At 40.2% G+C, this 26,585-nt stretch carries 23 protein-coding genes and 2 pseudogenes; 4 read left to right on the top strand and 21 right to left on the bottom strand.

Features of this window, described 5'->3' with window-relative positions:
- Positions 1–184: 184 nt before the first annotated feature.
- The 6 genes and pseudogenes from MKY98_RS08345 to MKY98_RS08320 all read right to left on the bottom strand — a co-directional run bounded on the left by MKY98_RS08345 (position 185) and on the right by MKY98_RS08320 (position 5,109).
- Positions 185–801, bottom strand: a pseudogene (locus MKY98_RS08345) (recombinase family protein).
- Positions 802–978: 177 nt separating this feature from the next.
- Positions 979–1,311, bottom strand: coding sequence for a hypothetical protein (locus tag MKY98_RS08340; RefSeq protein WP_069012775.1), 333 nt, complete (start codon positions 1,309–1,311; stop codon positions 979–981).
- A gap of 200 nt (positions 1,312–1,511) precedes the next feature.
- Positions 1,512–1,790, bottom strand: a complete 279-nt coding sequence (locus MKY98_RS08335; protein ID WP_069012776.1) for a hypothetical protein — start codon at positions 1,788–1,790, stop codon at positions 1,512–1,514.
- A gap of 18 nt (positions 1,791–1,808) precedes the next feature.
- Entirely contained in the window at positions 1,809–2,981 is a 1,173-nt protein-coding gene (locus tag MKY98_RS08330; protein ID WP_245231551.1) for a hypothetical protein, read from the bottom strand.
- 65 nt (positions 2,982–3,046) lie between these two features.
- Positions 3,047–3,778, bottom strand: coding sequence for a YiiX/YebB-like N1pC/P60 family cysteine hydrolase (locus MKY98_RS08325; RefSeq protein WP_029516572.1), 732 nt, complete (start codon positions 3,776–3,778; stop codon positions 3,047–3,049).
- A 1,013-nt stretch (positions 3,779–4,791) separates the two neighbouring features.
- Positions 4,792–5,109, bottom strand: coding sequence for a DUF3102 domain-containing protein (locus MKY98_RS08320; RefSeq protein WP_230584987.1), 318 nt, complete (start codon positions 5,107–5,109; stop codon positions 4,792–4,794).
- 436 nt (positions 5,110–5,545) lie between these two features.
- Here MKY98_RS08320 and MKY98_RS08315 point away from each other — a divergent pair, with 436 nt between their 5' ends.
- From MKY98_RS08315 to MKY98_RS08305, 3 genes are all read left to right on the top strand, one after another.
- Positions 5,546–7,822: a preprotein translocase subunit SecA gene (locus MKY98_RS08315; RefSeq protein ID WP_029516571.1), complete on the top strand. Its 2,277-nt coding sequence runs from the start codon at positions 5,546–5,548 to the stop codon at positions 7,820–7,822.
- Between the two features lie 615 nt (positions 7,823–8,437).
- The gene (locus MKY98_RS08310) at positions 8,438–9,682 is read left to right on the top strand and encodes a hypothetical protein (RefSeq protein ID WP_029516570.1); all 1,245 of its coding nucleotides are present in this window, start codon (positions 8,438–8,440) and stop codon (positions 9,680–9,682) included.
- Between the two features lie 590 nt (positions 9,683–10,272).
- Positions 10,273–10,512, top strand: coding sequence for a DUF3139 domain-containing protein (locus tag MKY98_RS08305; protein ID WP_245231550.1), 240 nt, complete (start codon positions 10,273–10,275; stop codon positions 10,510–10,512).
- 265 nt (positions 10,513–10,777) lie between these two features.
- On the opposite strand, the pseudogene MKY98_RS08300 reads toward MKY98_RS08305, so the two are convergent.
- From MKY98_RS08300 to MKY98_RS08280, 5 genes and pseudogenes are all read right to left on the bottom strand, one after another.
- Positions 10,778–10,897 (bottom strand): annotated as a pseudogene (locus MKY98_RS08300) (DUF1805 domain-containing protein); the annotation flags it as partial.
- Positions 10,898–11,242: 345 nt separating this feature from the next.
- Positions 11,243–11,407, bottom strand: coding sequence for a hypothetical protein (locus MKY98_RS08295; RefSeq protein ID WP_155271686.1), 165 nt, complete (start codon positions 11,405–11,407; stop codon positions 11,243–11,245).
- Positions 11,408–11,556: 149 nt separating this feature from the next.
- Complete coding sequence (locus MKY98_RS08290) at positions 11,557–12,336, bottom strand: hypothetical protein (RefSeq protein WP_230584964.1); 780 nt, start codon at positions 12,334–12,336, stop codon at positions 11,557–11,559.
- A 725-nt stretch (positions 12,337–13,061) separates the two neighbouring features.
- Positions 13,062–13,550 (bottom strand): hypothetical protein, encoded by a 489-nt coding sequence (locus MKY98_RS08285; RefSeq protein WP_029516567.1) that lies wholly within the window; start codon positions 13,548–13,550, stop codon positions 13,062–13,064.
- Positions 13,550–14,893 (bottom strand): WXG100 family type VII secretion target, encoded by a 1,344-nt coding sequence (locus tag MKY98_RS08280; protein ID WP_069012778.1) that lies wholly within the window; start codon positions 14,891–14,893, stop codon positions 13,550–13,552. Before MKY98_RS08280 ends, MKY98_RS08285 begins: the two co-directional genes overlap by 1 nt.
- 397 nt (positions 14,894–15,290) lie before the next feature.
- Between MKY98_RS08280 and MKY98_RS08275 the strand changes: the two genes are divergently transcribed.
- Positions 15,291–15,530, top strand: coding sequence for a hypothetical protein (locus tag MKY98_RS08275; RefSeq protein ID WP_039269860.1), 240 nt, complete (start codon positions 15,291–15,293; stop codon positions 15,528–15,530).
- Positions 15,531–15,669: 139 nt separating this feature from the next.
- On the opposite strand, the gene MKY98_RS08270 is transcribed toward MKY98_RS08275, so the two are convergent.
- The 10 genes from MKY98_RS08270 to MKY98_RS08225 form a co-directional block, all read right to left on the bottom strand.
- Positions 15,670–16,074 carry a hypothetical protein gene (locus MKY98_RS08270; protein ID WP_069012780.1) on the bottom strand — a complete coding sequence of 135 codons (405 nt, stop codon included), beginning with the start codon at positions 16,072–16,074 and terminating at the stop codon, positions 15,670–15,672.
- A 162-nt stretch (positions 16,075–16,236) separates the two neighbouring features.
- Positions 16,237–17,610 carry a transcriptional regulator gene (locus tag MKY98_RS08265; protein WP_069012781.1) on the bottom strand — a complete coding sequence of 458 codons (1,374 nt, stop codon included), beginning with the start codon at positions 17,608–17,610 and terminating at the stop codon, positions 16,237–16,239.
- Positions 17,611–18,050: 440 nt separating this feature from the next.
- Positions 18,051–19,382, bottom strand: a complete 1,332-nt coding sequence (locus MKY98_RS08260) for a helix-turn-helix domain-containing protein (protein ID WP_069012856.1) — start codon at positions 19,380–19,382, stop codon at positions 18,051–18,053.
- 223 nt (positions 19,383–19,605) lie between these two features.
- Complete coding sequence (locus MKY98_RS08255) at positions 19,606–20,061, bottom strand: GNAT family N-acetyltransferase (RefSeq protein WP_069012782.1); 456 nt, start codon at positions 20,059–20,061, stop codon at positions 19,606–19,608.
- A 100-nt stretch (positions 20,062–20,161) separates the two neighbouring features.
- Positions 20,162–20,836: a VOC family protein gene (locus MKY98_RS08250; RefSeq protein WP_069012783.1), complete on the bottom strand. Its 675-nt coding sequence runs from the start codon at positions 20,834–20,836 to the stop codon at positions 20,162–20,164.
- 85 nt (positions 20,837–20,921) lie between these two features.
- A complete protein-coding gene (locus MKY98_RS08245; protein WP_069012784.1) occupies positions 20,922–21,455 on the bottom strand; it encodes a hypothetical protein in 534 nt (177 codons plus the stop codon).
- 233 nt (positions 21,456–21,688) lie between these two features.
- A complete protein-coding gene (locus MKY98_RS08240) occupies positions 21,689–22,864 on the bottom strand; it encodes an MFS transporter (protein WP_069012785.1) in 1,176 nt (391 codons plus the stop codon).
- A 76-nt stretch (positions 22,865–22,940) separates the two neighbouring features.
- Positions 22,941–23,252, bottom strand: a complete 312-nt coding sequence (locus MKY98_RS08235) for an ArsR/SmtB family transcription factor (protein ID WP_023987858.1) — start codon at positions 23,250–23,252, stop codon at positions 22,941–22,943.
- Positions 23,253–23,382: 130 nt separating this feature from the next.
- Positions 23,383–25,431: an iron ABC transporter permease gene (locus MKY98_RS08230; RefSeq protein ID WP_069012786.1), complete on the bottom strand. Its 2,049-nt coding sequence runs from the start codon at positions 25,429–25,431 to the stop codon at positions 23,383–23,385.
- Positions 25,428–26,423 (bottom strand): ABC transporter substrate-binding protein, encoded by a 996-nt coding sequence (locus MKY98_RS08225; protein ID WP_069012787.1) that lies wholly within the window; start codon positions 26,421–26,423, stop codon positions 25,428–25,430. Before MKY98_RS08225 ends, MKY98_RS08230 begins: the two co-directional genes overlap by 4 nt.
- Between the last annotated feature and the right edge of the window lie 162 nt (positions 26,424–26,585).

Below are 26,585 nucleotides of genomic sequence, written 5' to 3'. Positions count from 1 at the left end.
GGTATCGAGTCAAAAAATAACTTGAGTGTGAAAGTGAATGTGTTAGGGGCAATTTTGGAAATTAAATAGACGTTTATGATGTAAAATACCCCCCGTCCGTTTTATTGTACCTGCTAGTATTTGATCAGCAGACATAACAAAGAAACCTAGACATAATCATCTAGGCTCCATACACATGAACAATTTATCCTACTTGTTTCTGTTGCTCATATTCCTTTACCCTGCGATAGAACGTGTTAGGCTTCATTTCTACGCGCTTCATTGCTTCGACTGCTGTTATTCCACCTTGCTTCCATTCCTCATATGCTGTAATAAACTCATCACTTATTGCGTTTTTAGGCCGACCAAATACCACACCATTATTTTTGGCTGCTGCTATATCTTCAGATTGTCTACCGTTTATCTTCTCACGTTCACGTTCTGCCATGTAGCTGAGTAATTCAAGCACGATACTAGATATAACCTTTTCCAAACCATTTTGATATTGTCTAGTGTCAAGGATAGGCATACAAGGATAACAATGTGTGCACCTATCTCATACGTTATATCTTGCCATTCACGTTTGATTTCTTTAGCATTCCGTCCAAGTCTGTCAAGTTCCTTAATGAACAGAATGTCTCCGTGTCTAAGTACGCTCTTTAATGTTTGATATTGTGGTCTGTCAAAATTCTTGCCACTTTGCTTATCAATGAAGTAATCACGTTCCATAATACCTAAGTCCTTCATCGATTCTAATTGTCTAGCTTCATTCTGATCTTTACTCGATACTCTTATGTAACCATAGCGTCTAATCTCACTCATATGGATCATCCTCTACTATGTCATTAATTGTATTTAGCAAAGTATGTCAAAGTATATACTATATGACAAAGTGTTGGAAAAAGACTTGGCTAAATTGAGCATAATAAAAAGGGCAACCGAAGTCGCCCTAGATATTCCATTATACAACTTAACTTTTAAATCCTTTAGTACACAAATCTATTTACTGTCTTCTTCCTTGATGTAAGTAGCGTCATATTGAATGATCGCTTTTGTTTTGTTCGTAGCCTTTGAAACGTCGTAGACTACTTCATCTTGACTGAACTTATCTTCATCATGGAGAGATTGCGGTTTTTTTATAAATAACCCATCTTTAGTATAAATTTTATCAGGATGATTAAGTTCTTCTAATACACTGTCAGGGACTATTGCTTTTGTAACGCCCTTCATTTCTTCAGAAGTATCGTCACTAGCAAAAACATTATTACCAATAACTACAGCAAACGTAACAGTAAGGGCAGCCAACCCCAAAAATTTCAATTTAGCCTTCACTTCTTCCCTAACCCTTCATTAATTAATTTGCATATCCATTCTCAGAAATTTTAATCGGGTAACCAGACCCATCATTTCCGGAATGATTTCCAATTAGCAAATAAACTGGATTGAACTCAAAAGATGCATCGTCGCCTGTTATACCTAAGTTAGTGTGCGAAAATTTGATCGTGGTGACTATTGATAATAGTGTAAAAAAATTAACTCGATTTTCCTAACTGTGAAAACACCATCTTATAAGCCACAAACGTAATAATTGCGTAGATAAAACCATATAGAAGCCAAGCATCTATATTAACTGCAATGGTTTCTAAATTGGTGGCAATAAATATAAGAGGCAGTAGCAAGGCTAGTATTAATCCTAAGTAGATGTTTCCTTTGAAATAGGCGAAACATACTCCGATCAAGATTGCCAGAATGGGGCAAAATATAAAAGTAGGGAAGAGGGGATTAAGTTTTGGAAATAACCAGTAAATCATAATAATCACTCCTTAAAGTTAATTAGTCAGAAAAAAACGAATCATTTCCTTGTTTGATTTAAATGCTAGAGGAATGACATGTAATTCTTTGCCTGTCAATAAGTCATATTCTCTTATTTCCCTTATTCTATCAACAGGAGAATTTTTGACATAATCATATAGGACAAAAACAGATCCTGCAAAATACTGTACTCCAGATATTACTCCTTTCTCATTTTGTATTTTTTCGGAGACGGAATTGCTTTGTTTTAATCTCAACTTTTTAGGCTTTTTGTTGAGGTCATTGAAAATAGTATAATTTAAGTCTTCAGAGAGAATATATAATTTATCGTTGTAAATTTGGCTGTTATAAAACAAAAATGAAGTATCTGACAAAGATGTTTCATTTTCCAACTTACCATTTTTAGGGTCAATTATCTGCATTATAGGATGAAATTGTGTATCAGATGTATTGCCATCAAGAAATACAATAAGCTTGCCTTTAAATATTTGTAGTGATGCTCCATTTTGGCCTACCGGAAAGTATTCTTTTAAACCATGTAAACGATTTTCTATAGTGAATTGTTTGATCTTCTTTGATGTTTTTAAATCAATGACATAAATACCTACAGAATTATCATTATTGTTCACATATAAAGTGTATGCCATATTATTGTATTCAACGGTTGATAATAAATATCCATTCAAAAGAATATTTCTATATTTCAAATTTTTTTTATCGAAATAAACCAATTCATTGGTGTACTGTGTGGGAGAATAACTCGGATTAATACCCACGTTCATGGAGAAAAATAGATGATTGTCGCTTTCTTTCAAAAATGAAGTTCCGATATTCCTATCTTTTCCATATTTATTAGGTCCAAAAAATGGTTGAAGAATTCCATTTTGATTAAGTATGTAATGTCTATTTTTTCGTTCAGACATTAAATAATAGTCATTCTTTACTTTGGCAAAATAATAAAGTGACTGGGCATTAACTAAGTTTTTTTTGTCTAAAATCTCGCCTTTATTACTGTATTTCACAATTTCTGCACCGTCATCCATTGCATTTGAATAAACAACAGTAAATGTCTCGGATTTTGTTATATTTTTCAATGAATGATGTGTTGTAGTAAACCAAAACGTTGAAACTGCCAATCCAAGTAAAAATAAAGTTGCAACAATAATTCTTATTCTTTTTTTAAAGAGCATAATGTCCCCCCTTAGTGAAATCACTCACAGGAAAAAATATATATTCCTGTGAGTGATTAGGTTTGTTAGTTACTATAGTAAATTGAAGTATTACCGGATTTAGCTATTTCCATTGGGGTAACAATAGGATCAATTGTTATATAATCAACATCAATCCCCTGAGTTTTCCAAGCCTTCCACACCAATTGTGAACAATAAAATTTAGCTTCTGTCCATGGATTAACAAAATTCCAGTTATAGGGTTTTCCAATTTGATTAGCTGCATATTGTGCAGCTGCCCTATATTGGGAACCCGAAGCCCCTTTAACGCTCATTCCATAAACATTTGAGCGACCTCTCCAATCATTTGTGTGATATTGAACTCCATCAGCTGGGAACGATTCTACTGTTTTACCACTTAGTAAGGAAACAATAGCAGCATGTCCTGGATATCCGAAATCAATACCCCACGAACTTGCGTTATAGGCAACCAAAATATCACCGACTGTTCCTAAACTTGATGCTGCTAGCCTAGGATTCTCCGAGCTATCAGTGAGCGATTGGCTAGTTTTTTGGTCATTCAATGCCTTCTCTTCCAATTCCCCGCTTTTTAGGATCTGAAGATCATTTTCATTATGTTTACGGAGTAACTCAATATCATTATCACTCATTCCAGCATCTTTCATTTTCTGATAAGAATTGTCATTAACACTGAAAGAAGGCGATGTTTCATCGGCGGCATAAATGTTTGCACTGGGAAGAAGAAGGATACTTAGAGCAAGACTAGCGGAAAAAGCCAAACTAAGAACATTTTTCATGATTATACCTCCAAATGGGATTTAATTGATATAAGAGAGTACTTGTTCAAAGTTTGTCTACATGTTTATCCATACTTCATTTTTTGTCCCTCCATATAACAAAGTCTCGTATGTCTATTTTTTGGAGGATGATGTATGTTAAATTTAGTTAGTTAGCTCCATAAGTCAAATAGAAATACGAGCTTACGCAATCACCTTCTAAGTAAGAAGTAGCAATTGCGAATATATTGTTTATGTCCGGCAGGATAACCGTCCAATAACAATCAATTTTTTTAAACAGAGATTTATGAAAAAGTATGTACCAGTAAATATAGATTTGGGCGATCTATACATGTGCTATAATCTCTAATTTTGATTAAAAATGTATATTCTAAGCTACTGGATAAAAATTCCTATCCAATATATTCAAATTATATACATAGATTCAATAAAAGTCAAATTGATCAACATTTTTTAAGCTATTTGTAATCATAGTTTGAAAGTAATATTTTGATGTTCTCAGTAAAGTGGATAGGAAGTTGACGCTGTGTCAACCATATGAGGGTATCACCAATTTGGGAGGCACTGTAGAGATAGTCTGTAACTACACCCGTATCGAAGCTCAATCGTAAAAATTGATCTTATGTGCATAAAACACTTATTTCATATGGTTTTTTGAGTCATTGTGGTTCAAAATTGTGCCAGAATATATTTAAATTGTTGCCGTATCGAAAAATAGCTAAAACATAGATAAATAAAGGGATTTGTGAAGAATTGCTTTACATTGTGGTTTCAATCGTAGGTATCGAGGAGTAATGTGTAAAAAAGCTTGATGCATCAAGTGAATTTTAAGTTATTATAAATTAAATTGTGCGAAATCAAAATTAGAAAATCCTTTATTTATCTACATTTTTAAACACAGCAAACACGTATCGTAAATCGTAACAAGAATCGCGGAGTGGGAGTGTTATAATAGTCATTCCGATATTATCAATAAGAAAATCGATTCAAACACTCTATCATACTTACTCAACTCATATGTAATAGCTGAAGCCTAAGACAAATTGTCTCAGCGTTGAATCATACCGCAGCTCACGCACAGTCATTTCATCCACTGTTTTCTGTTCACCAGTTGAGGGGATGGTGTGTTCCTGATCAATAAACTCTAAGCGGTCTACAGATTCAGGCAAAGATAGCATTTCAAATATTTTACTGTTTGCCAAAAGCGACGACGTCGTCGCATTTCCGAATTGTTCAAATGCTTTAATCATTCTTTGTGCTGTTCTGGGAGTAAAATCGACTGTCTTTAGCCACTTCTCCCACTCACCATGAACTAAGTCATTCTCTTTCACATGCTTCAATTGTCGTGCCCAATCTCAAATAGCGACTGTCCAGCTATTTGTTTCTCGTGAATTGCGATTAAGCCTCCTATTTTAAATGTAATCATTATGTTAACCACGCTTCCACTTTAATAATACAAAAAGCCTTCCCAATAAAGGAAGGCTTAATATCTTTGGACACATTGTAGTTATTGAGCAGGAACATGCAGATTATTAATCGCCCATAAGTTAAAAAGGAAAAAGACGATAAAAATTGCTAAAACGACTCCGATAATGATAAAAATAGTTTTCTTTTTCATAGGCTTTAGTTGAATACCCAACTATCAAGCTGACCCTTGACATTTCCATATATTTTTTTTATTCCAAACTTTGCTATTGTTATAGAGTTTGATTATACTTTAGCCACTATTAGAATTGCGTGTTTCTAGCGAGGAGGGATCAAATTCCAATGAATTTAGCCGTCAAGTTGATGCAAAAATTCAAAGACCGCGATACTCAGAATAAGCTGAAAGGCTATCGGGACAAAGCGGAGCTCATTAGGAAACGGAATTTGGAAGCATGGGACGATCAGCGGCTGAAAGCGGAATCTCTCCGGCTGAAAAAGGAAGCAGAATCGGGTACGCCTTTGGACGAACTGCTTGTCGATGCCTATGCGCTAGTCTGCGAGGCAGCGAAGCGAAAGCTCGGATTACAGCCTTACGATGTTCAGATTATGGCTGCCATCGCTCTGCACGAGAGATTTGTGATCGAGCAACATACCGGCGAAGGAAAAACGCTCTCTGCTGTTATGCCTGCTTATCTAAATGCGCTGACCGGCGAAGGCGTTCATGTGCTCACTTTTAACGATTATTTGGCAAATCGGGATGCGGAGTGGATGGGTCCGATCTATCGTTTCCTCGGGTTAACGGTAAAATCGGTTCAAGCGGGCATGAGCTTGTCCGAGAAACGAGAAGCGTACGCCGCGGATATAACCTATGTGACGGCCAAAGAAGCGGGATTCGATTATTTGCGCGACACGATCACACTAAGCGAAGCCGATACCGTGCATCGTCCTTTCCACTACGTCATCGTCGACGAAGCGGATTCACTGCTTCTCGACGAAGCTCGGGTGCCGCTAGTCATCGCTGGCGAGCCGGATTCTTCCGGCAACGACGTAATTCGTTTCGCAGATGTGACTAGGCAGCTCGAGCAAGATAAGTATTACGACTTCGACGAGTTCAAGCGGAACGTTTATTTGAATGAGGCGGGCGCTGCGAAAGCGGAGGCGCTGCTGGGGTGCGGCAATTTGTACGAAAGCCATAATAGTCATTTGTTGTCGTCGTTAAATTGCGCGTTGTATGCGGAAACGTTATTGAAAAAAGACGTCGATTACATCGTCCGGGACGGGAAAATCGAGCTGATCGACGAATATACCGGCCGCGTGGCGGAGAATAGGCATTTGCCAGAAGGACTGCAAGCCGCGCTTGCAGCCAAAGAAGGGCTGCACTCGAAAGTCGGCGGGAAAATTCTCGGGACGATCACCCTTCAACACTTCATTAGCCTGTATCCAAAAATTTGCGGAATGACGGCTACCGCGTACGCTTCCGCCATGGAATTCAAAGAGATTTATGCACTGCAGGTCGTGCAAATTCCGCCGAACCGGCCAAACATACGGATCGACCATCCGCACCGAATTTATACACATAAAGAAGCCAAGCTTAAGGCGCTTGTACAAGAAATCTCGTCCGTACATGCGACGGGACGCCCAATTCTCATTGGTACGTCAAGCGTGGAGGAGTCGGACATGCTGGCAAAGGCGCTAGCGGTTGCCGACGTACCTTGCCATATCCTGAATGCGAAAAACGACGCAGAAGAAGCCGAGGTCATTGCCAAAGCGGGAGAAATCGGCGCCGTGACGGTGTCTACGAATATGGCGGGACGCGGCGTCGACATTCGGATCGGCGGTGGCAACCCTACGCAAGCAGAAGTTGTCGCCAAGCTGGGCGGGTTGTACGTGATTGGTACGCATGTGCACGAAAGCGTGCGGATCGACGACCAACTGCGCGGGCGTTCTGGGCGCCAAGGCGACCCTGGAGCTTCCGTATTTTTCGTAAGCTTAGAGGACGAGTTGTTACTTCGATTCGGCATCGATAAAGCGATTCGCGCCCACAGGCAGGATGAGACTCTCGAAGACCCGGTGCTACGCAGCAAAATCGCGCATATTCAGCGCGTTATTATGGGCCAGAACTTCGATATCCATCAAGAACTAAACCGTTATTCGGATATGGTAGAGGAACAGCGACGAATTCTATACGAGGAGCGGCTCGCAATTTTAAAAGGCAAGAAGCTGATGAGTCCTTTGGAGCAACGCGTACGGCTTTTTTATATCGACAAGTTCTGGGCCGACCATCTAGCATACGTTTCTTACCTTCGTGAAGGCATCCACTTGGAAAGCCTTGTCAGCGGCAATCCGATCGACGAATTTCATGCACAAATCACCCAAGCATACGAACAAATTCCAGCTAAAGTAAATAGCGAGTCGGCGAATATGCTTGTAAGGCTCGGAGGTTCGAATGATCCGGCGGAGTGGGAAGAGTTCGGTCTGAAGAGCCCTACTTCCACTCGGACTTATATAATCAACGATCAATACATCCAGAATATGCGCAGCTCATGGACCGCTATGACTGTATTTGCTTTTGGGATTCGCAAGATTTTGAGGCCTATATTCAAACTGTCAAAGTTTTGATGCAGCGTAGCTTTTTCGAGGATGAGCATTGACTCCGTGTTGACTTCGGACGTCCGCTTGGATTCCTCAATTTTATAATCGGTATAAACATACCTACCAATCACGGCCGCCAAAGCTATGGCGGCTTTTTTGCACTCATTTTGAGGAGGGATTTATATGCCAATGGCAACAAGCGTATCCGCTATAAAGCAGCCATTCTATAGAATGTAACCGCCATCGGATGTTGGGCTAATAGTCAAGCCTGATTTTGAGATTGATTCGTTATTCTTCTCTTTTTCTCAGCAATAAGTAAACCTAGCAGTACATATCCTCTGTACACTAATCCAATTAAAAGCACTCCGCCAGCAATAGAAAGGAGGATAACTAAAATGTTAAGTATAAATAGAAATAACTCCAAAAAGACACCTCCAAAGTAAATTAGTCTTTTTTATCTTATAGTAAAAGTCGTGTCGAAGTATCATAAAGCTTGTCATAAAACAAAATAAGAAAGCAGTTGAATGAAAGAACTAAGTTATTCAAAAAGGCTAATGGTCAGAGTAAAAGACTATATATACGCAACTTTTTTTTCGTTTTTCTGGTATATATGATAAAAAAATGAAACTGGGTGTTTATTCAATGAGACGAATTTTTGTTTCTCTACTTGTATCTTCCTGCCTTCTTATTTCTGGCCTGCTTCTAGCGCCTCTGAGTTATGCGGAGAATTCAAATTCCAATCTTCCCGTTGTAGTAGAGGATGCGGCTGTGTTCTATCTGGTTCCGCACCAACTGACTGCCGAATTAAACAAATCTTCTTTATCGCTGGATTCCGTCTCCATAAAGACCGCTCCCCTGCTGAAGAAAAATAATCACTTGTATTTCCCGTTCAAATGGCTGGAAACAGCTCACTTGGCAACCACCAAGTGGGATGCAAAGACAGGCAGCACGTGGGCGGAGTTTGACACTGAGAACTCGGTACCTTTTTCCTCATTTCGGTTGATGCCTAACCAAGCAAAGATTTTCAGATACGAAGACGGAACCATGACAGCGCTGGATGAGCCAATCCCTAAAACGTTTATGAAAAACGATCAATTGTATATTCCAGCGTCACTTCTGCCTAAGATGGGAATAAATTATACATGGAGTAATGGAGTCATGCACTGGGTCTGGAACGACAAAGTAGTTAAAGCGCTTCATCCAACGTATACAACGGATAAGGAAAAAATCACTTTTAGTGCATTAGTACAAAAAGAGTTCGGGCATGCTTATCTTATGGTAAATACAGGGCACGGTGGCATGACAAGTTCCATTGGAGGTAGCATTAGCACGTTTAAGGGAAAAGAAAAAAGCATTGGAAAGCCGATTATAATAAATGGGCAAACATTTCGGCGGATTGAATATTCAGTTGAGCTTCGTCCCGGTCCAAATCCGTTGGAAATTACCACTAATGATAAAGGATCTGTTAAGATTATGGTGCATCGCAAAGTATTAAACCCGTCCTCCGTCCCTATTAGATACAACCATCCCGAGAACGAGCATGACATCCGCTTCACCAAGCCGACACAGGGGTACCTCCGTGTACAGGCTGGAGACCCAATAGCAATTGCTGGAGTCGTGACAGCTACGTATCTGGAAAGCAATGAAGTTTCTTTTGGAGTGGCAGCATTTCAGAACGGTGATTTTGTTGAAGTTGAAAAAAAGACCGTTATCCCCCTCAAACAGGATAAATTCTTTAGCGGTTCTGTCGTTATTCAAAAACCTGGCACTTATCTGGTCAATATTCTAAGTCCAGATGTATTTGTGGGAGGTAGTTCACCGTACGGCTCTGTCAAATGGGCTGAGATAGCAGTCGAAGTGTTGCCTAAAACCAAGAAAAACCCATAATTCTTCTCTTCCAGATCTAATACCAGCTAAATGGTAACAATAATCTTCAAACTTTGTTTTTCATTCATGTAACATTCCTCTCAATGAACAGATTTCAACTAACGTTTCCCGTTAGCTTAACAAAGATTTTTTTTAATACTAGGCTTTTCCTATACTAATTTGAATGGCTTCATAGTACAAGAATTCTACTTTTCCAAAAACATTATTGGAGGCTCACAAATGAGTAAATTTGAAAAAAATCTAATTAAGTATTTGTCTTACGGTTTTATTGTAGGAATATACTATTCCTTTATTAAAGGGCCAACAACAACGAGTACTCCGATCAACGGTATGTTTGAATTTTATACGGTACCCACTTCTACTTTTATTTTTAGAACATTATCAACCTCGTTTCTACTAAGCCTCTTTGCTGGAGTAGTGTATACAATTACTTTTTTGTGTATAAGAGGAAATAAGTAGATTCTTTGAATAACTCCAAAGCAAAAGAAGCTGTCCAAATCGCAACGGCTCCTTTTCTTAAGTAACGGTTCGAAGCAAATATTACGTCATTGGTAGCGCCACTTTAGCTTGCTCCAACAAAGGAGATAGTTATGAGAAAATATGGAATATCAATCTTTATAGTAATGATATTCGCAAGCGTTTGGATGCTTAGTAGTTACGCTAAAAGTGATACTCAAAATAAAGTATTCGATTATCTTGTAAAAATTCAAGGATACAAACCATCTGAAATTTATTCAGTTAAAACTCAAATAGGTAAAGCTCCCTTAGTTAGTACACAAGTTATTTTTAAGGACGAAACCAATGCAAGGTATTTTAAAAGAGCAAGATAAAATTATTCAGCGTAGCTAAGCCCCCATTAAAGGAGTAGATGATGGGGCGTATAATTATTCTTTGAAGGATTATAACGGAAATGCAATGCACAGTCACATGCTTGTCCTCCTCCAAGAGGTCACAAAATTCAGTCATTTATAAGATTTCAATAGAATGAATCAGTAAAGATCAGTAAATTGAAAACTGCTATGAAAGCTTGTCCTGCTTGACTTTAAGGCTTAAATAAAGAAAATTTTATATCCCCTGAAATAGCCGCATCTTAGACGCACCACACATGATGTAACCACGGGAGTTAGAGATCGTTAACAGCGTTGTTTTAGGCAGTTTGACCTCGACTCCGATAAATGTATGCTCACCCACTTGAATAGGTTCCATGTGTATCATGGTGATTTCATGCACCTCCTCTTTGTTTATGCTATAAGCCTCCAATATTTTTGCAAGTCCCAGCCCACAATGAAAATAACCGAAAATACTTCTTATCAAATCCATGATAAAAAATTTTCCGATTCTTAAATCCCTCCTCTCTAATAGTTGTCCGATGAAAATAAAGATTTAGACTGGATTTGTTGGTCCTAAGCTGATTCTGAATTGCTAAATCGTCAGACTTGGAATAATAAGTTTTAGACTGACCCAAATATAAAACCAGCGGCAGTCAAGGACCTGAAAATAAAGTCCTAGACTGCCGCTGGTTTATTGAACTAACGTTCTCTGTTAGCGTAACAAGTGGTGCTAAATTATTTCATGCGATATATCTACAACCGTTTCGGTGCTGCCGATCGGCTTACCGTCAGTAAGAAACACCGAGGCGATAAATTCTCCCTGAATCGCTAGGCTTCCAATCGCCTTAAATCGTTCTACCTCTATTGGTTTTGCCGAAATAATCGGCTGGATCAACGTCTTCCATCAGTCCCCATTCGACCATATCTGGCGTACGGGTCAGCACTTTCCGATGCGACTGTCGAGAATCCTCTCTATCGCTGGATATTCCTCGAATCTTCGTTCAATGAAATGTTGAATAACCACCCCGTAAAGGGGCGGTTTTCTTATGCTTGCATGAATGCTTCTAACGGCTCCAGAGTCGCGAACGTCTTCTTTGCATCCTTCTTCCGTTGCTCATCATAGAGTTTGGTCAACTCTTCGAATGATTTAGCTTTAATCTTCGTATAACTCGATTTGGTGTATCTGATTATGTACGTCTTTACCCCTTCCTCTTCACTCCACTCGTAAACGACATCATATTTGTCCCTCAAATTCTTTAAATGAAGTGACCGGCGCAACACTGCAAAGTGTTCTTTAATGGCTTCATCACATTCCTCCATAATCTTCTCGTATGTGCAGCCAACTCGCATCAGAATCTCCAATGCCCGTTCATCGCCGTATCTCGCGAGAAATTCCTTCAACGAAACCAGCGCATATAGCATTATTTGTTCCTTGTCATTCGGATTCCTGTATTCATAACAGCCTACAACCAAATTGCGGTCGGTCATTTCCTCCTTACTGAATTGCATATTAAACAAATACTCGAGTGTCTTTTGCTTCATAACGGTTTCCAACATCTGTTCTTTATCAATCCTGATGCCCGTTGTCACCCACGGAAACGGTAGTTGGCCGTTACTTTCACGCGGTATGCTACCCCTAAGATTCAAAATCGGCATACCCGTAGCCATTGCGTACGACCTGTTATATCCGTCGCCCGCGAATATTTCCTGTTCTTCTTGCATGTGTCCTGCCCCTCCTTTTAGTACCAAGTTCCATTCGGCGCGTAGTGCCACCAGTTGTCTGCGAAGTGAATCTCCGCTCGATTCCAGCGAATTACGATCCAAATTACCCTCCGCATTTTCCAGTAATTTCTTGGTTAAGCTATAGTTCTCCGTTCGTATTATGAGCTGTGACCTACGCTTACGGGCTTTGCCACTTCACTTCCGCTCTTCCAATCCCGCTCTGTCCATTGTCAGACAACACTTTTATTTCCATCTCTCCAGGCACTTCATGAATCTCCGTTACAATCGGTTCAGACGAACCGAGAATAAGATCCTATAGTAGACTATTGCATATCCATAAACTACCACTTTTTTTGTGTTGGTCTCCTATTAGTTCATCACCGCTGCTTTTCATTAACCCTCGAAGATACTTCTGGGATAAATTGTATCAAATGAGAACCATAAGTCCATCTGATGGTTGCGTTATCCTGCCCGTTGGCTAATGCCGGCTGCCAGTCTACAACTTTATTTTTCACGGTCTAATGCTTTGTTTTTCAGTCTAACACTTTATTTTCACAGAACAATAGTCTCATTAGACTATTTTGTTCTTCCCATAATTTTAAGAATGTATCATACTTCATACTTCATAACATTCACGCACCTTCCGTATACTTTACCCATATCGCTAAGTTAGTAGCCTGATTGGAGACTCTCCTGTTTAAACCCACCTCTTAATTCTTAGGTGCATGCAAATTATCTTCTTTATCAGATAAATTACTATGAAAAAAGCTTGCTCCCATTTTATTGTTAAAGGAGCAAGCTTATAGATATTCATTAATCGTTGTGAATTATATTGATTTAGGATTTTTATAGCACCAGTTTGGATCATAGGGCAGAGATCTGAACTTCTGCATATCTTCCCAACTGTAGACCCAATCGTAATCAGGAATCCAAAAATAGTCAGTAGGATTTAGCTTGAGATATTCATATATAAATCGAAAAATCAGCTCTTCAACACCATAAACATCTTCAATACATCCTACTTGATACAAGGACAAGCTTGAATCTAATCCACTAATATCCTCATCATGCTCATAATTAATTTCGTAATTATAAATTCCATCAATATAGAATATAAACTGCTGGTTATTTTCAGCACCTAGTGGGTTATAAGATATATTTAGAGTTGTTGAAAAAAACTGTTCGTTCTTATATTTTTTATCATTGTCAAAATATAATCCAGCATCTGCATGAAAGGCAGCTACGATTGCATCTCCTAGTAATTTCTCAGGTGTATATTTTTCTCGTTCTATTAAAATAAAAGCCGAACTCCCCATCACTTAACCACCTTTCTTAATTCCTCCAAGGAATTTACAACAGTTACTCCTAGCTTCTTGATATTATCTAATTTTTCTATATTACTTTGAGATAGATTGCCCAAAGGCTTATCAATATAAAGTATAACTTTCTTCTGTTCTGGATTAAAATAAAGCTTATCAGTAGTAATTGTCATTTTCTCAAGTTGTCCTTCTTTAACTGCTTTGATCGAAGCCTTTACCTCAATTAATTCATTTTTTGTAACCACATCTAAATCACCTGCAAATTGACCATCTTTCTTTAATATTTTTTGCCCAAAACCAGTGACTTCACGTTCTTCTTTTAAAAAGCCAGCTACTTTTGCTTCAGTTGCCTTTCCTACATCTGAGCTATTCATAAAGTTTTCAATATCACGGTTAATATTTTTGGGATGTTGATCAACCCATGTCAGTTCATTGCCAGCAGGGTTTGTATATTTCGTCTTATTTCCTTCCTTAATTATGCTACCCCTATTGTAATTGTGGGTTCCCTCGACGACATGCGGTGCCTTTTCTGCCTTAGCTCCCGAAGAAGGAGTGGATTTTGATGAGCCTCCACCTTCTCCTTTCGCCATCTGCCACAATTCTGCTGAGCTTTCCCCTGCTCCTTTTGCACTTTTAATCGCAGTTGTAGCTCCATGCGCCGCCAAAGCTGCCGATCCAATTAATCCGGGTACCCCAATGATACTCCCTACACCTGTAGATGAAACAGCAACGGATAATCCTTCTCCACCTATTCCAGCTACTACCTCACCTGCCCCTTGCAATGTTGTAGCTACATTTCCGAGAATTTCTCCTACTTTAGCTGCCATGGGATGATCATAATTCCGTTCTTTATCAGGCCATATCCCCACTGTCAAATTCCCCTGAATAGCTCCTTTTGCTCCCTGTGCAGTATCCCAAAGGATTTCTCCTTGAAGTTTGCTAGCTTCCATTTGAGCCTCAGCCTTAGTGATCTCAGCTTGTCCAATCTGTTCAAAGATTTTATGTAACCAACCTTCACCTGTGGATGCCGTTTTAACAGGAGCTCCTAGCCACGGCACATCCAGTACGACTTTCTCCCCGTCCACCTGTGCAAAGTTTTTTGAAATAAAAATAAGTTCTTGTGCTACTGTCAATAGTCGTTCAATCGTCACACTCATGGATTGTCGAGAAACCTGAAATTCCTGAAAAAATCTCTCTTGGGTAGCTCCAGACCAGCCTTGTTGGACAAAATCAATTCGTCCACTCAAAAAATTCAGCATACGTTCCATTTCATGCTTTCTGTGTAAGAACTGGTCAGCCACTTCCATCAATTTGTCAGGTAGAACTAATATTCTCCCCATTCTACCACGCCCACTTTAATTTTGATGGAAATAATCTTATCAGAAGGGGTGATTTAGGGAAATCCATCTGCTATCCTGTTATTTCCTTTTAATCCATGTGACATTTGAACTGAAATAAACAGATTTATTATGTCTAAAGTAGTGTATAACGCTGTTAGATGATGCCTAAGTTAGTTTTAGCTGTTCTATCCGCAGGCTAGTGATCAAGTATTGATTAATGTTGATTATATCATTATTACTTTTTCTTGATTTATAACAATATAATTGACATAATATCAATAAACATCCTTACTATATAATTCTAGGACGCTATATTTAAAGGCTTTTCCTATATAACTTTGAATGGCTTCATAGTACAAATTTCTCCTTTTCCATAAACATTATTGGAGGCTAGTAAATGAGTAAATTTGAAAAAAATCTAATTAAGTATTTGTCTTACGGTTTTTGTGTAGGAATTTATTATTCCTTTATTAAAGGGCCAACAACAATGAGTTCTTCAATCAACGGTATGTTTGAGTTTTATACAGTACCCACTTCTACTTTTATTTTCAGAACTTTATCAATCTCGTTTATACTAAGCCTCATTGCTGGAGTGGTGTATACAATCGTTTTTTTATGTATAAAAGGAAATAAGTAGATTTCCCAGAATAATCCCAAAACAAAAGGAGCCAACCCATCGCAATAGCTCCTTTTCTTTATCGACCCTTTATTTAATTGACAAACTATGCAAAAAAGCCTGCTCCCATTTTAATGTTAAGGAGCAAGCTTATAAAATATTAATCATACTCAATGAACACATTGCCGTTTCCATTGACGGCTTTTTGTAACAATATAATTATATCGTTCTTAAGATCAGGAAGTACAGGTAATATATTAGTCAAACTTTTCGCTTCTTCCTCGGTCAAATATTTAATATCAAATGAATCAAACAATTGTAGGGTCTCTCTAATATTTTCCACTTCCCATGGACTTTCCTCATACCAGCCTTCGTGAGCATAATATTCACTTAGTATATTACTTTGTGCAGATTCTAGTTGAACCAAACAATCCATTAATGTATCAAAGTATCCATTCCATATCTTCAATACATAGCTTTTATCTGAATTTGTATAAATCAATCTTATTTCTGGTTCTCCTTCAAAGCCAGCATAGTAGGTATCATTTATTTTATCTATCTTCATCCTCTTACTCCTTCTAATGGCTGTGATTTTGAACTTGAGAGCATTTTATTCTCAGACTGCCACGTGGTGACCCGTTGGTCCGTAATTCGAGCCATTCTCTCAATGCTCAATAGGAGGTGCCTTCACTGGCTACTAACATAAAACTGGAATGGTGAGATCAGCTTACTCTTCATCTTCGTTAACCGCTTTAATCAGATCTCCGTAGACTTCCTTCGTGTGAGCAGATGCATGTTCTTTAAAATGTGTAAACAATCTCATACATCTGATTGCTTGTATTCTATTATTAGATTCAGCAGACTTTTCCAAACAGCTAAACAAAAATGCGAAGCCTTCTGAAAACCTCCCCTTGCGCAAAAGATAGATCGCCAATTCCCTTGCGAAATGAGTGTATCGCTCCGTTGTGAATCGTTGAGTATACAATCCTTCAACTTTTTTCTGCTCCAGAAAGGAGATGATTTCTTCTTCGAATTGCTTTAAAATATTATCTACATCAAAATGGTATCGGTTAGCTGCCTCAATCATAATATCAAGTGCGGGAAGAATCTCATCTTTTCTTGAAGAAATATAAGCTACATAATCAGAAAGAACGCTCTTATCACCAGAAAGAAGCTTATTAACATACGTGTTTACTACTGCCCAGTCTTCGTACTTTTTTCTCCATTTCAAAGCTTCTTCATCTGTATCAGTAACCCAACTTAAATCAGCGTATTTTTTAATGTGTTGAAGTCCCTTTTCATAGTCTTTCCTCTCACCACATGCTTGTGAACGAAGTAAATGCGAGAATGCCCAATACGCAAACAAAGGAAAATTAGGTTTCTTCGAATTATCTTTGTGTACATGATGCCGCTGTTGTTGCAGTTTGAATTGAATTTTTGCCTTGTCTCCCATAGCTTTAGCGAATAGTTCTACTTTATCCCATTTTCGTAACGAACGATATGTATTCGCCAAGTCTTTTAATGCCTCTAACTGATCTACCTCATCTAACCGTTCAATGTAAGGCTCAAATTGAATGGCTGCATCATAGTCTTTCTCTTGATCGTCTCCAATACGAATCGTAAACAATCGATACTGGCAAACGGCTAATCGTTCTGAATACTGATACTTTTCCCCTTCTGCCACATTTTCATAAAGGAACGCCGCTGCTTCAGTATAACCTTTTTTATAAGAATCCTCGGCTACTTCAAAAAGTGAAGGAAGATAAACAGGATTATCTAGCAACATACCTACAACTCTTCGCAAGCAATCAAGTCGTCCTAGCTCCACGCAGCGGTACAAAAAAGGACTGATTCTTCGCCAGTTGAGCGGTTCTTCTTCAATACATTCATCAATATAACGTTCATAAAAATAATCCGGTGGTAAATCCATTCCCATAGTGATGCGATCTAGCTGGTGAACTGAAATTGATCGGTTGCCCGTCACAATGCCACTAACTGTACCTACGTTCAAATCAATCATGTGACCAAACTCGGTCATGGTTAAGCTTTTCCGTATCAGATAGGTTTGTACTTCTGCTCTAATCGTAGGTGTGATCTCCATAGATAAGCCACCCTTTCAACATAAACTCGACATATAATATGCAGTTAAACGATGTAATAGAGAAATGGTTAGTAAAAATCACTTTATCACCCATAATTGTATCGTCTTTTAGAACAAAGCCATACACCCTTCAGTTGTGTACAATAACACACATTACATTTTTGCACTTTTTACATATATTCCTCAAAAGAAGATTTCCTCATATTGCTGATATACAGCAAAATAGGTAATAAAAAGGCTAGACGGATCATTCCGTCTAACCACTTAATAATGGTGATTTTCTAGGTTCTACTGTGACCTTGAACTTGAGACCTTTTTATTCTCACATTCCTCCGTGTTTTCCAGTCGGCTCGTAAGTAGATCCTTTGTCTTGATACTGAAGGGGGATAACCATTACCGCTGCTAGTGTAAGACTTGTTACCAAGAAAGCTATCATCACTTTACGTCCCATCCTCATCCACCTTATTAATCAAATTTCTGTATGCTGCCTTCGTTTCAAACGATGCATACTCCAGATAGGATTCATACAGCTTTACACATTTAATTATATACGATTTATTGTTTGCTAATGTAGATTTTTCCAAACAACTTAATAAAAAAGTAAATCCATCTGCAAAATTATTTTTATTAAAGTAGTAAACCGCTAATTCAAATGTAAAATGAGCATAACGTTCTATAATAAATTGTTGATTGTAGACACCTACACCCTCATGTTTATCTCGCATAGCTAAAATTCCCGTTTGAAATTGATTTAGAATATGATCAACATTTAAATTAAATCGATTAGCAGCTTCAATTACGTTATCTAATCCAGGAAGTGTCTCTTCTTTCCTTGAAGAAAAAAACGCTACATAATCATTCAAAACACCAATTTCACCAGCGTGAAGTTTATTTACATAAGCGTTGGCTTCAGCCCATTCTTCATATCGCCTTTTCCATTCCATGGTAATGTCATCAGTTTCCTTCACCCAACTTAGGTCAGCATATGTGTACGTATGTTGAAGCGCTTTCTCATAATCTTTATGTGCTTCGCAAACTTCATCACGAAGTAAATGAGAAAAAGCCCAATAAGCAAACAGAGGAAAGCTTGGTTTCTTTGCATTTTCTTTTTTGGAAGGATGCCGTTGTTGCTCCATGTTATATTGAATTTTTGCCTTGTCTCCCAAAGCTTTAGCGAATAATTCTACTTTGTCCCATTTTCGTAACGAACGGTATGTATTCGCCAGATCTTTTAATGCATCTAACTGTTCTATCTCATCTAGTCGATCAACGTATATTTCAAATTGAACGGCTGCTTCATAGTTTTTCTCTTGATTATCTCCTTGTCTCGTTTGGAACAAACGGTACTGACACATAGCCAGACGTTCTGAATATTGCTTTTTCTCACTTAGAGCCACATTCTCATATAGAATAGTTGCCGCTTCGTAAAGCCCTTCTCTAAAAAGTTCTTCGGCAAGCTCAAATAAAGATTCTGAATAGCCTAGTTTATCCATCAATAAATTAACCACATCATGAATGCAGTCCAATTTATTTAATTTCGCACAATTATGTATAAAAGGACTCATTCGACGCCAATTCGGATTAGCCTCTGTTAAATACTCAGACACATACCGTTCGTAGTAATAGCCAACGGGAAGCCCCATTGCTTTTGTAATTCGATCTAACTGATCGACTGAAAGTGTGCGGTTCCCATTAATAATACTGCTCATGGTGCCCGGATTCATTTCTGCTTCTCTAGCTAAATCACTTAGGATTAAATCATGATCTTTCATATGTTTTGTTATCTCTGTGAGTATCGTGGTTGTTGTGTTGTACAAAGTAACCACCCCTTGTCAGGAACTTAGTAGGATATCAACTCATTAAAAAAGGACTATTGCAATCCAATGATTGTATAGCCTTTCCGCAATTCATTGTACCATCTTTTGGCACAATATCATATACCTTTCAGAACCTTACTTAAGATACCTTTGAAGGGTTTGTAAAGAAGATTAAGCTCTATAAATCCTGAGACATACGAATCATATCTCTACACTGTATGCCATTCTCATAAATTTTTTCTACATAGTTATGTCTGATAAAGAAATCTAGATCTACACCTACAATTCTAAACCCGCATTTTTGGTAGAGGGCTAACTGCCCAATGCTAGAGTTTCCTGTGCCCATTTCCATCGTTTTATAACCTTGTGCCCTAGCTGTTTCAATGGCATGTGTCACTAATAGTCTGCCTATTCCTTTACCATGCATATCTTCTGATACTGCTATATTCACTAACTCAACTGTTTCAGGTCTTGTAGGTAAAAGAACATAGACTCCAACAATATGATTGTCAATTTCTGCTACATAACACTGCCCTCTTTTCAAATATTCCTCAACAAGTTGGCGCGAAGGATCAGCTAGTAGCAAGAGATCTATTGGATATTTTTCATTTGAATTAAGTAGTCTAATATTCATATATTCTCTCCTGAATGTATTATGGCCCCCGGGTTTCCCCCCTTATCGTAAGCTTTATTCCAGAAATCCGGGGGTGATGGCGATGAGATGAAGCCTTAACTCAGGTTGACCTCAATTTATACAAACCATTATGCAGTGAAAGACGGGCAGAGTATGGACCTTCAAACAAGACACTGGTATTAAATACGGCCGGAAGCCTATCATCAGGAAACCAAGGCCGTTGCTTGTCTATGACTATAAATGATCCTTCAACATTCCCTAGCGGCGCAAATTTTTGTCCAGCCCCTCCCCATGGATCAAGTTGGAACGTTTGGGTGATTATCCTAGATACTTCAGGGACATCATCGACAGGAAGACCGATCTCGCTTATACGAAGTAGAGAGTTGGGCCCGAAAGCTTCAGTGACTGCATTGTCGAGTGTATGGTGAGCGATGAACTCGACAAGGTTATGATCCGGATCATAGAAGTAAAGCGCTGTTGCATTCCAGTTTTCGAAAAAAAACTCATCTTCTTGGGGTCTTGAAATCAATGAAATTCCACGGTCGATTACCCACTGTTTTGCTTCTATGAATTTATTCGTTGGGATCGTAACCGCAATATGATAAAACTCATTTTCCATATGGGAGGATTCCTGAAAAGCAAGAACCGATTCCCCTACTTGAAACGACAGCCGCGAAGGGCTTTCCTCCGCAATCTGCAAATCCAAGAGAGAGCCGTAAAAAGCTTTTATCGCTTCGAAACTATGGGTGCCTAAGAGCACTTCTTTTAATTTCAATGCACTGGTCCTCCCCACAAATAATTTTGAAACCCATTGTCCGTCTAATCCATATCAGCATTTTATCTCAGACTATATGAGGTCATTACAATGTTTGTTTATTATCCTTTAAGTCGCTTAAAAATTTGGCGTTCACATCTAACGCCGCAAATTGAAGTAGTATATCCTGTTCATCTAGAGCTTTACTTTTTGCTATTTCGAGATAAAGCTCGGGCTGGTCCCGAAACGCTCTTGCCCTCCCAATCGAGTATGCCTTCTGGAGATATTCATGAGCTAATACAGGCTTGCTCTGATGAAGAAGTGTTTCCGCCATCTGAATATAAGGTTCAGCATGTATAATGCGGTACCCTGTACCTTCCAAATCTAAAATCTCCTCATTTAAAAGCTCTACTGATCGCTGAGTATGCTCGTTATAATTGAGAATTTGAACGTATTGATGCAAGGTTACACCTGTGATGCCCCATTTATGCTTAGGCTCGGGTATTAGATCCCAAGCCTTCTGGGCTTTTTCCACAGCCAAGTTGCTATCTAATGGGAGTGTATGAGCTGCATCCTCTCCAAGCTCCCAAATCTCTTCTTCCAATTGAGCCTCCAGATCGTGGTACATTCGAATATTCATCTATTCCTCCCAATTGGATAATATAAGTTCAACACATAGAGATGTCTACTCCTCATTGCGTTTAGCGAAAGCGCTTGATTAAGGATATCACTCCCCAGATGAGCAACGCCAAGATCCCGCTAACGATTACGAATGTCATTAAGATCGAAGTCCATACGATATGCAATCAACATCACCCCATGCATCATTTTATGGTCATCTTGTAGAGTACTCTTCTAATGTCTCTCCATATTTTAACGCACGTTGGCTTCCGCTGCATTCGAATTGAATATTTTTATTTTTATGATAATGGATGAAAAAGCTAGTAATGCGAACATCATTCCGCTCCAGATGAGCTGGTGTATTCCCAAGTGAGAGATAAACCACCCGCCCGTAGCAGCCCCTATCGTAATACCTAGATTAGAAAATGAGACAAACAGGCTGTTACCAAACTCTGGAGCTTCTTTCGCTTCCGTGGTTAACCATGTTTGACTAATAATAAGCCCCCCAGAATGCACGGCCCCCCAAATGAGCACAACCACAATCATCGGTAGGAAAGAAGCACCCAGAGCATAGGTGAATACGTAAATGACCATATATAGCAATGGGAACATAATTACGGTCTTGGTCAGATTTTTATGTAATAATCCCCCGAATAAAAAATTTCCAAAAATCATGACGATTCCAAAGACCATCAACATCATGCTGATCCATGACCCGTTCATCAGAGTTACTTCTCCAAGATATTCGGCAAAATAGCTATACACCGAAAACATAGCTGCAAAGATAAAAATAACAGTCACAATGTTGAACCACAATTGAGGTTTACGTAATATACCAAGCTGTTTGCCATAAGACATCTTTTCCTGAACTGGCAGGGAAGGAAGCCATACGAGTATTCCCACAAATGCAATCATGCTTACGACAGCTCCAAATAAGAAGGCAGCTTCTAACGATATCTTTTCAGCAAGATAGGAAGTCAAAGGCACGCCAAACGCAAATCCTACCGTAATTCCAGCGAAAACCTTGGTGACGGCTTTACTACTCTTTTCACGAGGGACCAGATGAGCTGCAGTCACGAGGGCGACCGAAAAAAAGACAGGATGAAAAATAGCGGGAAGAACACGAAAAATGAGCATGACCTCAAAATGAGTGGTATAGGCGTAGACTATATTGGAGATGACAAAACTGAATACAGCGGTTAATAGAATGACTTTACGATTCATGCTGGAAACGAGTAAGGTCAAAAACGGACCTGAAAGGGCAACAACGAAAGAAAATATACTAACGAGCCAACCCGCCTGGGCAGCTGATACATTGAATTTTTGAGTTACTTGAGGAAGAACGCCTATAATCCCCATTTCCGTTGTAATAATACCGAATACGCCTAAAGCCAGAATGATAATAAGTAACGGGTTAACCTTTTTCATTTTAAGTATAAGCCTCCAATTTAATTATATATATAGATTTGTAGATATGTATTGTGAAAAAAAACCTCCTTTCTATTTATAATTCCTTTTGAACATACTCGGCAAATTCCCGGATTGTTTTTTCATTCCGACGATAGTACGTCCACTTCCCAATACGCTCAGACTCTAACAAACCGGATTTTTGCATCGTTAATAAATAACTTGAAATCACAGACTGCGCAAGTCCCGCTTTAGCCTGAATATCTCCCACACATACACCAATTTGAAAATTAAGCCCTTGCTTCAGATAAGCCTGTTCATCAAAAAACTCTTCTGGTTTTTTTAACCACAGCATAATTAGACGGCGAGTTTCGTTTGACAATGCTTTATAAATCAATGACGGTTCCATATAAAACATTATATCTATTTTATTAGATTTGTAAATATAAAGTCCAATGATTACGTAGAAAAATAAATAATAAAGGCTGCTTTCCCACGGGAAATCCGTTGGGAAACAGCCTGTTCAAGTACATATTCAACTACACTGACTTACTCTTATTGGAGCGATACATCAAGTACAGGAAATACGGTGCACCGATCAGTGCGATCAGTAATCCGGAAGGAATTTCAGTCGGCGCAAGCACTGTCCGTCCAATCGTATCAGCCAGCACCAGCATTACCGCTCCCAAGATGCTAGACAGAACGATAGAGCGACGTACATGGTGCCCAATCAACGTACGCACGATATGCGGAGCAATCAGCCCGATGAAGCCAACTGTACCTACACAGGCTACCGCTCCGCCCGCCAGCAGCACCCCCACTGCCATCGCCAGCAACCGGGTGCGGCGCACCGGAAGTCCCAGTCCCATAGCGCTGCTGTCGTCAAACACCAAAAGATCGAAGCGGCGAGCTAGCCACCAGGCTATTGGCAACAACACGAGCAGAAAAGCCAAAATCGTCGCCACCTGCCCCCAGTTTCGAGCGTAGGTACTACCCGTCAGCCAAATATAGCCTGTGCTGCCCCAAAGCGAACCTTGGATAATCAGTATCTGAATGCCAGCTGCTCCGATCGCTGATACAGCAATCCCAAGTAGGATGACCACAGACGGGTTTAGGTGCTTGTTCCATGATAAAAAGAAGATCACCGCCGCCGACACCGTCGCTCCGGCAATCGCCGCGATAGGCAGCATATAAACAGGCAGCCCAGGCCAAACGATAATCACTGCAAGCGCGCCAAAGCCAGCCCCTGAAGAAACACCAATGATCGAGGCATCCGCTAAGGGATTACGAACGGCTAATTGGATCAAGACACCGCTGACCGCAAGCGCGATACCAGCCCCGGCTGCCACCAGCGTGCGCGGAATTCTAAACTGCAGCAGGGCCGAATTTGCGTTCTCACCGCCAAATAGGCCAGATAGCAAATCGCCAACCGGAATTCGCATCCCTCCAAACATCAGGCTGAATACGGTCAACAGCACGGCACCGCACCCAAGCAACGTGACCAGCCTGCCATAGGGTGATTTCCGAGAGCGCACACCTATGTTCATTGAAGATTGTCCATTAATCCCAGAAGGCAGCTTCATCTTCCACAGAATCAACCAAATTAGCCAAGGAGCCCCAATCAAGGCCATCATTGCTCCGGTCGGCAGATCCATGCTTGATTGGTGGACCATCTTCGCCAGCACGTCAGCGCCTGTCAACAGTAATGCTCCCCACAGAAAGGAACCAGGCAGCACCCAGCGATGCATTTTTAGGCCGCTTAAGCGCACCAAATGTGGAGCTACCAAACCCACAAAACCAATAGGTCCAATGACGCTAACTGTAATGGTCGACAGCAGGACAGCTAATACAATACCCACCGCCCGGGTCAAACTAACCTTTTGTCCAAGTGACGTGGATGTGGACTCATCCAGATCCAGGACATCAAATTGTCTTGACAGCAGAAAGGCAATGACCGAGAGTCCTACGACCCAGGGCCAGGCGTAAGTCGTCCCGCTCCAGTCGTTTTGCACAAGCGAGCCAGAACCCCAGAGAAACAGTCCCTGCGTTTCAAATGAATAAAAGATATGCAAAGCTCCGGTAAACGAACCGAGAACCATGGATACAATCAAGCCGGCAAGCGCCAACCGAATCGGACTTCCCGCTCGTCCCCCGCCCATGAAGTAAGCGAGTACCGCTGCCAGCAGGCCGCCGACAGCGGCAAATAGAAACGGCGCCTGATGCAGCAGTCCGGGAAACATCACCGCGCCAAGGACAACCACAAAGTAGGCACCAGCGTTAATTCCGAGTGTATCAGAAGCCGCCAGCGGATTTTTGGTGATGGCCTGAAGCAAAGCACCAGCGATGGCAAGCGCACCACCAGCCAGGATTCCGATGACCGTACGCGGCATCCGGAGATCCCACACCATGTTATGTTCAAGCGTATCCTGACGCTGGGTCAACGCCTCAATTACCGTGTGAAGCGGGATCGAAGCCTCTCCATAACACAAGCTTACAAAAAAAAGCACGATGAGGACGATCAATCCGCCCCCAAAGATGCTTCCTACACGCCAAGTCTTCGATAAACCCGTTGTGTCTGTTCGGGTCATTTCGTCAGGGCTCCGACTACCTGATCAACCAGTACTTTGGATGAGATTGGGCCGCCGAACGTCCATGTTGTACCGTCCAGTGGATAGGTCCGTTTTTCTTTGACAAAGTTTAGTCCGTTCCATACCGAGTTGTTCTTCATCGCGGCTCCAAATACATCGTCCGTCTTTTGCGTAATATAGATAAAATTGCTGTCCTGCACAGCTGGAAGAGCTTCAATGCCAACGGTGCTAAACCCATACTTCTCGGTCTTGTCCGACTTCCAGTCGTTCACCATGCCAATTTTCGCGAGCGTTCCCACTACAACCGAATTTTCCTTGAACATTCGCAGACTAGCAGCATTTTGAGCTGTGAAGGCCTGTGTCAGCGCATAGTGGAAATCTGCTTTGCCCGCTTTCTCTAATGTAGCCTTTGCTTCTGCATAGTGCTGGTCAAGTTCGCTTAGGACCTTATCAGCCTGTTCCGTTTTTCCGGTAGCCACAGCGACTTGCTTGAAAATTTCGACCATACGGTCGTAATCATAGCCGTTCCCCTTGTAAGGATCGAATTCTATCGTTGGTGCAATCCCCTTTAGCTGTGCATAGATCGCTGCATTGTTATCGGCGTTAGAGATAATAAGATCCGGCTTGAGCGCCGCAATCGCTTCTAGATTCGGTTCGCCCCGTGTACCGATATCAGTTACGGTATCAGCCAGCTTCGCCTCCGGTGTTACCCACAGCTTGTAGTTTTCATTGTCCGCATTGCCGACAGGCTGTACGCCAAGTGCAATGAGGTCCTCGGTAAACGTCCATTCGAGTACAACCACACGTTCCGCTGGCTTGTCCAGCTTGACTTCCCCATGGTCATCCTTAACCGTAACCGGACCAGCCGTTGTGGATGTCTGCTCAGACCCTGCAGTACCTTCCGTCTTCGAGCTATCCCCAGCCGCACCGCAGCCCGCCAATACAATAGTAAAAACTACAAAAAATAATAGGCTATTCAACATCTTTTTCATTTCTCTCAATCACCCCTGTATGTATATTGCATTGGAAAATGATAATCATTATCAGTAAAAGATTATAGGGCTTAGTGACTTTTGTCAATACAGATAAATCTAAAATTGAATCGCAAACAGGTTCCGTATATGATAGCTTTATCATTGTTTAAGGGAGGCTTC

It is taken from the genome of Paenibacillus sp. FSL M8-0228 (genome assembly GCF_038007385.1).
GTDB lineage: Bacteria > Bacillota > Bacilli > Paenibacillales > Paenibacillaceae > Paenibacillus > Paenibacillus polymyxa_D.
This window is presented reverse-complemented; position numbering and strand designations above follow the sequence as displayed.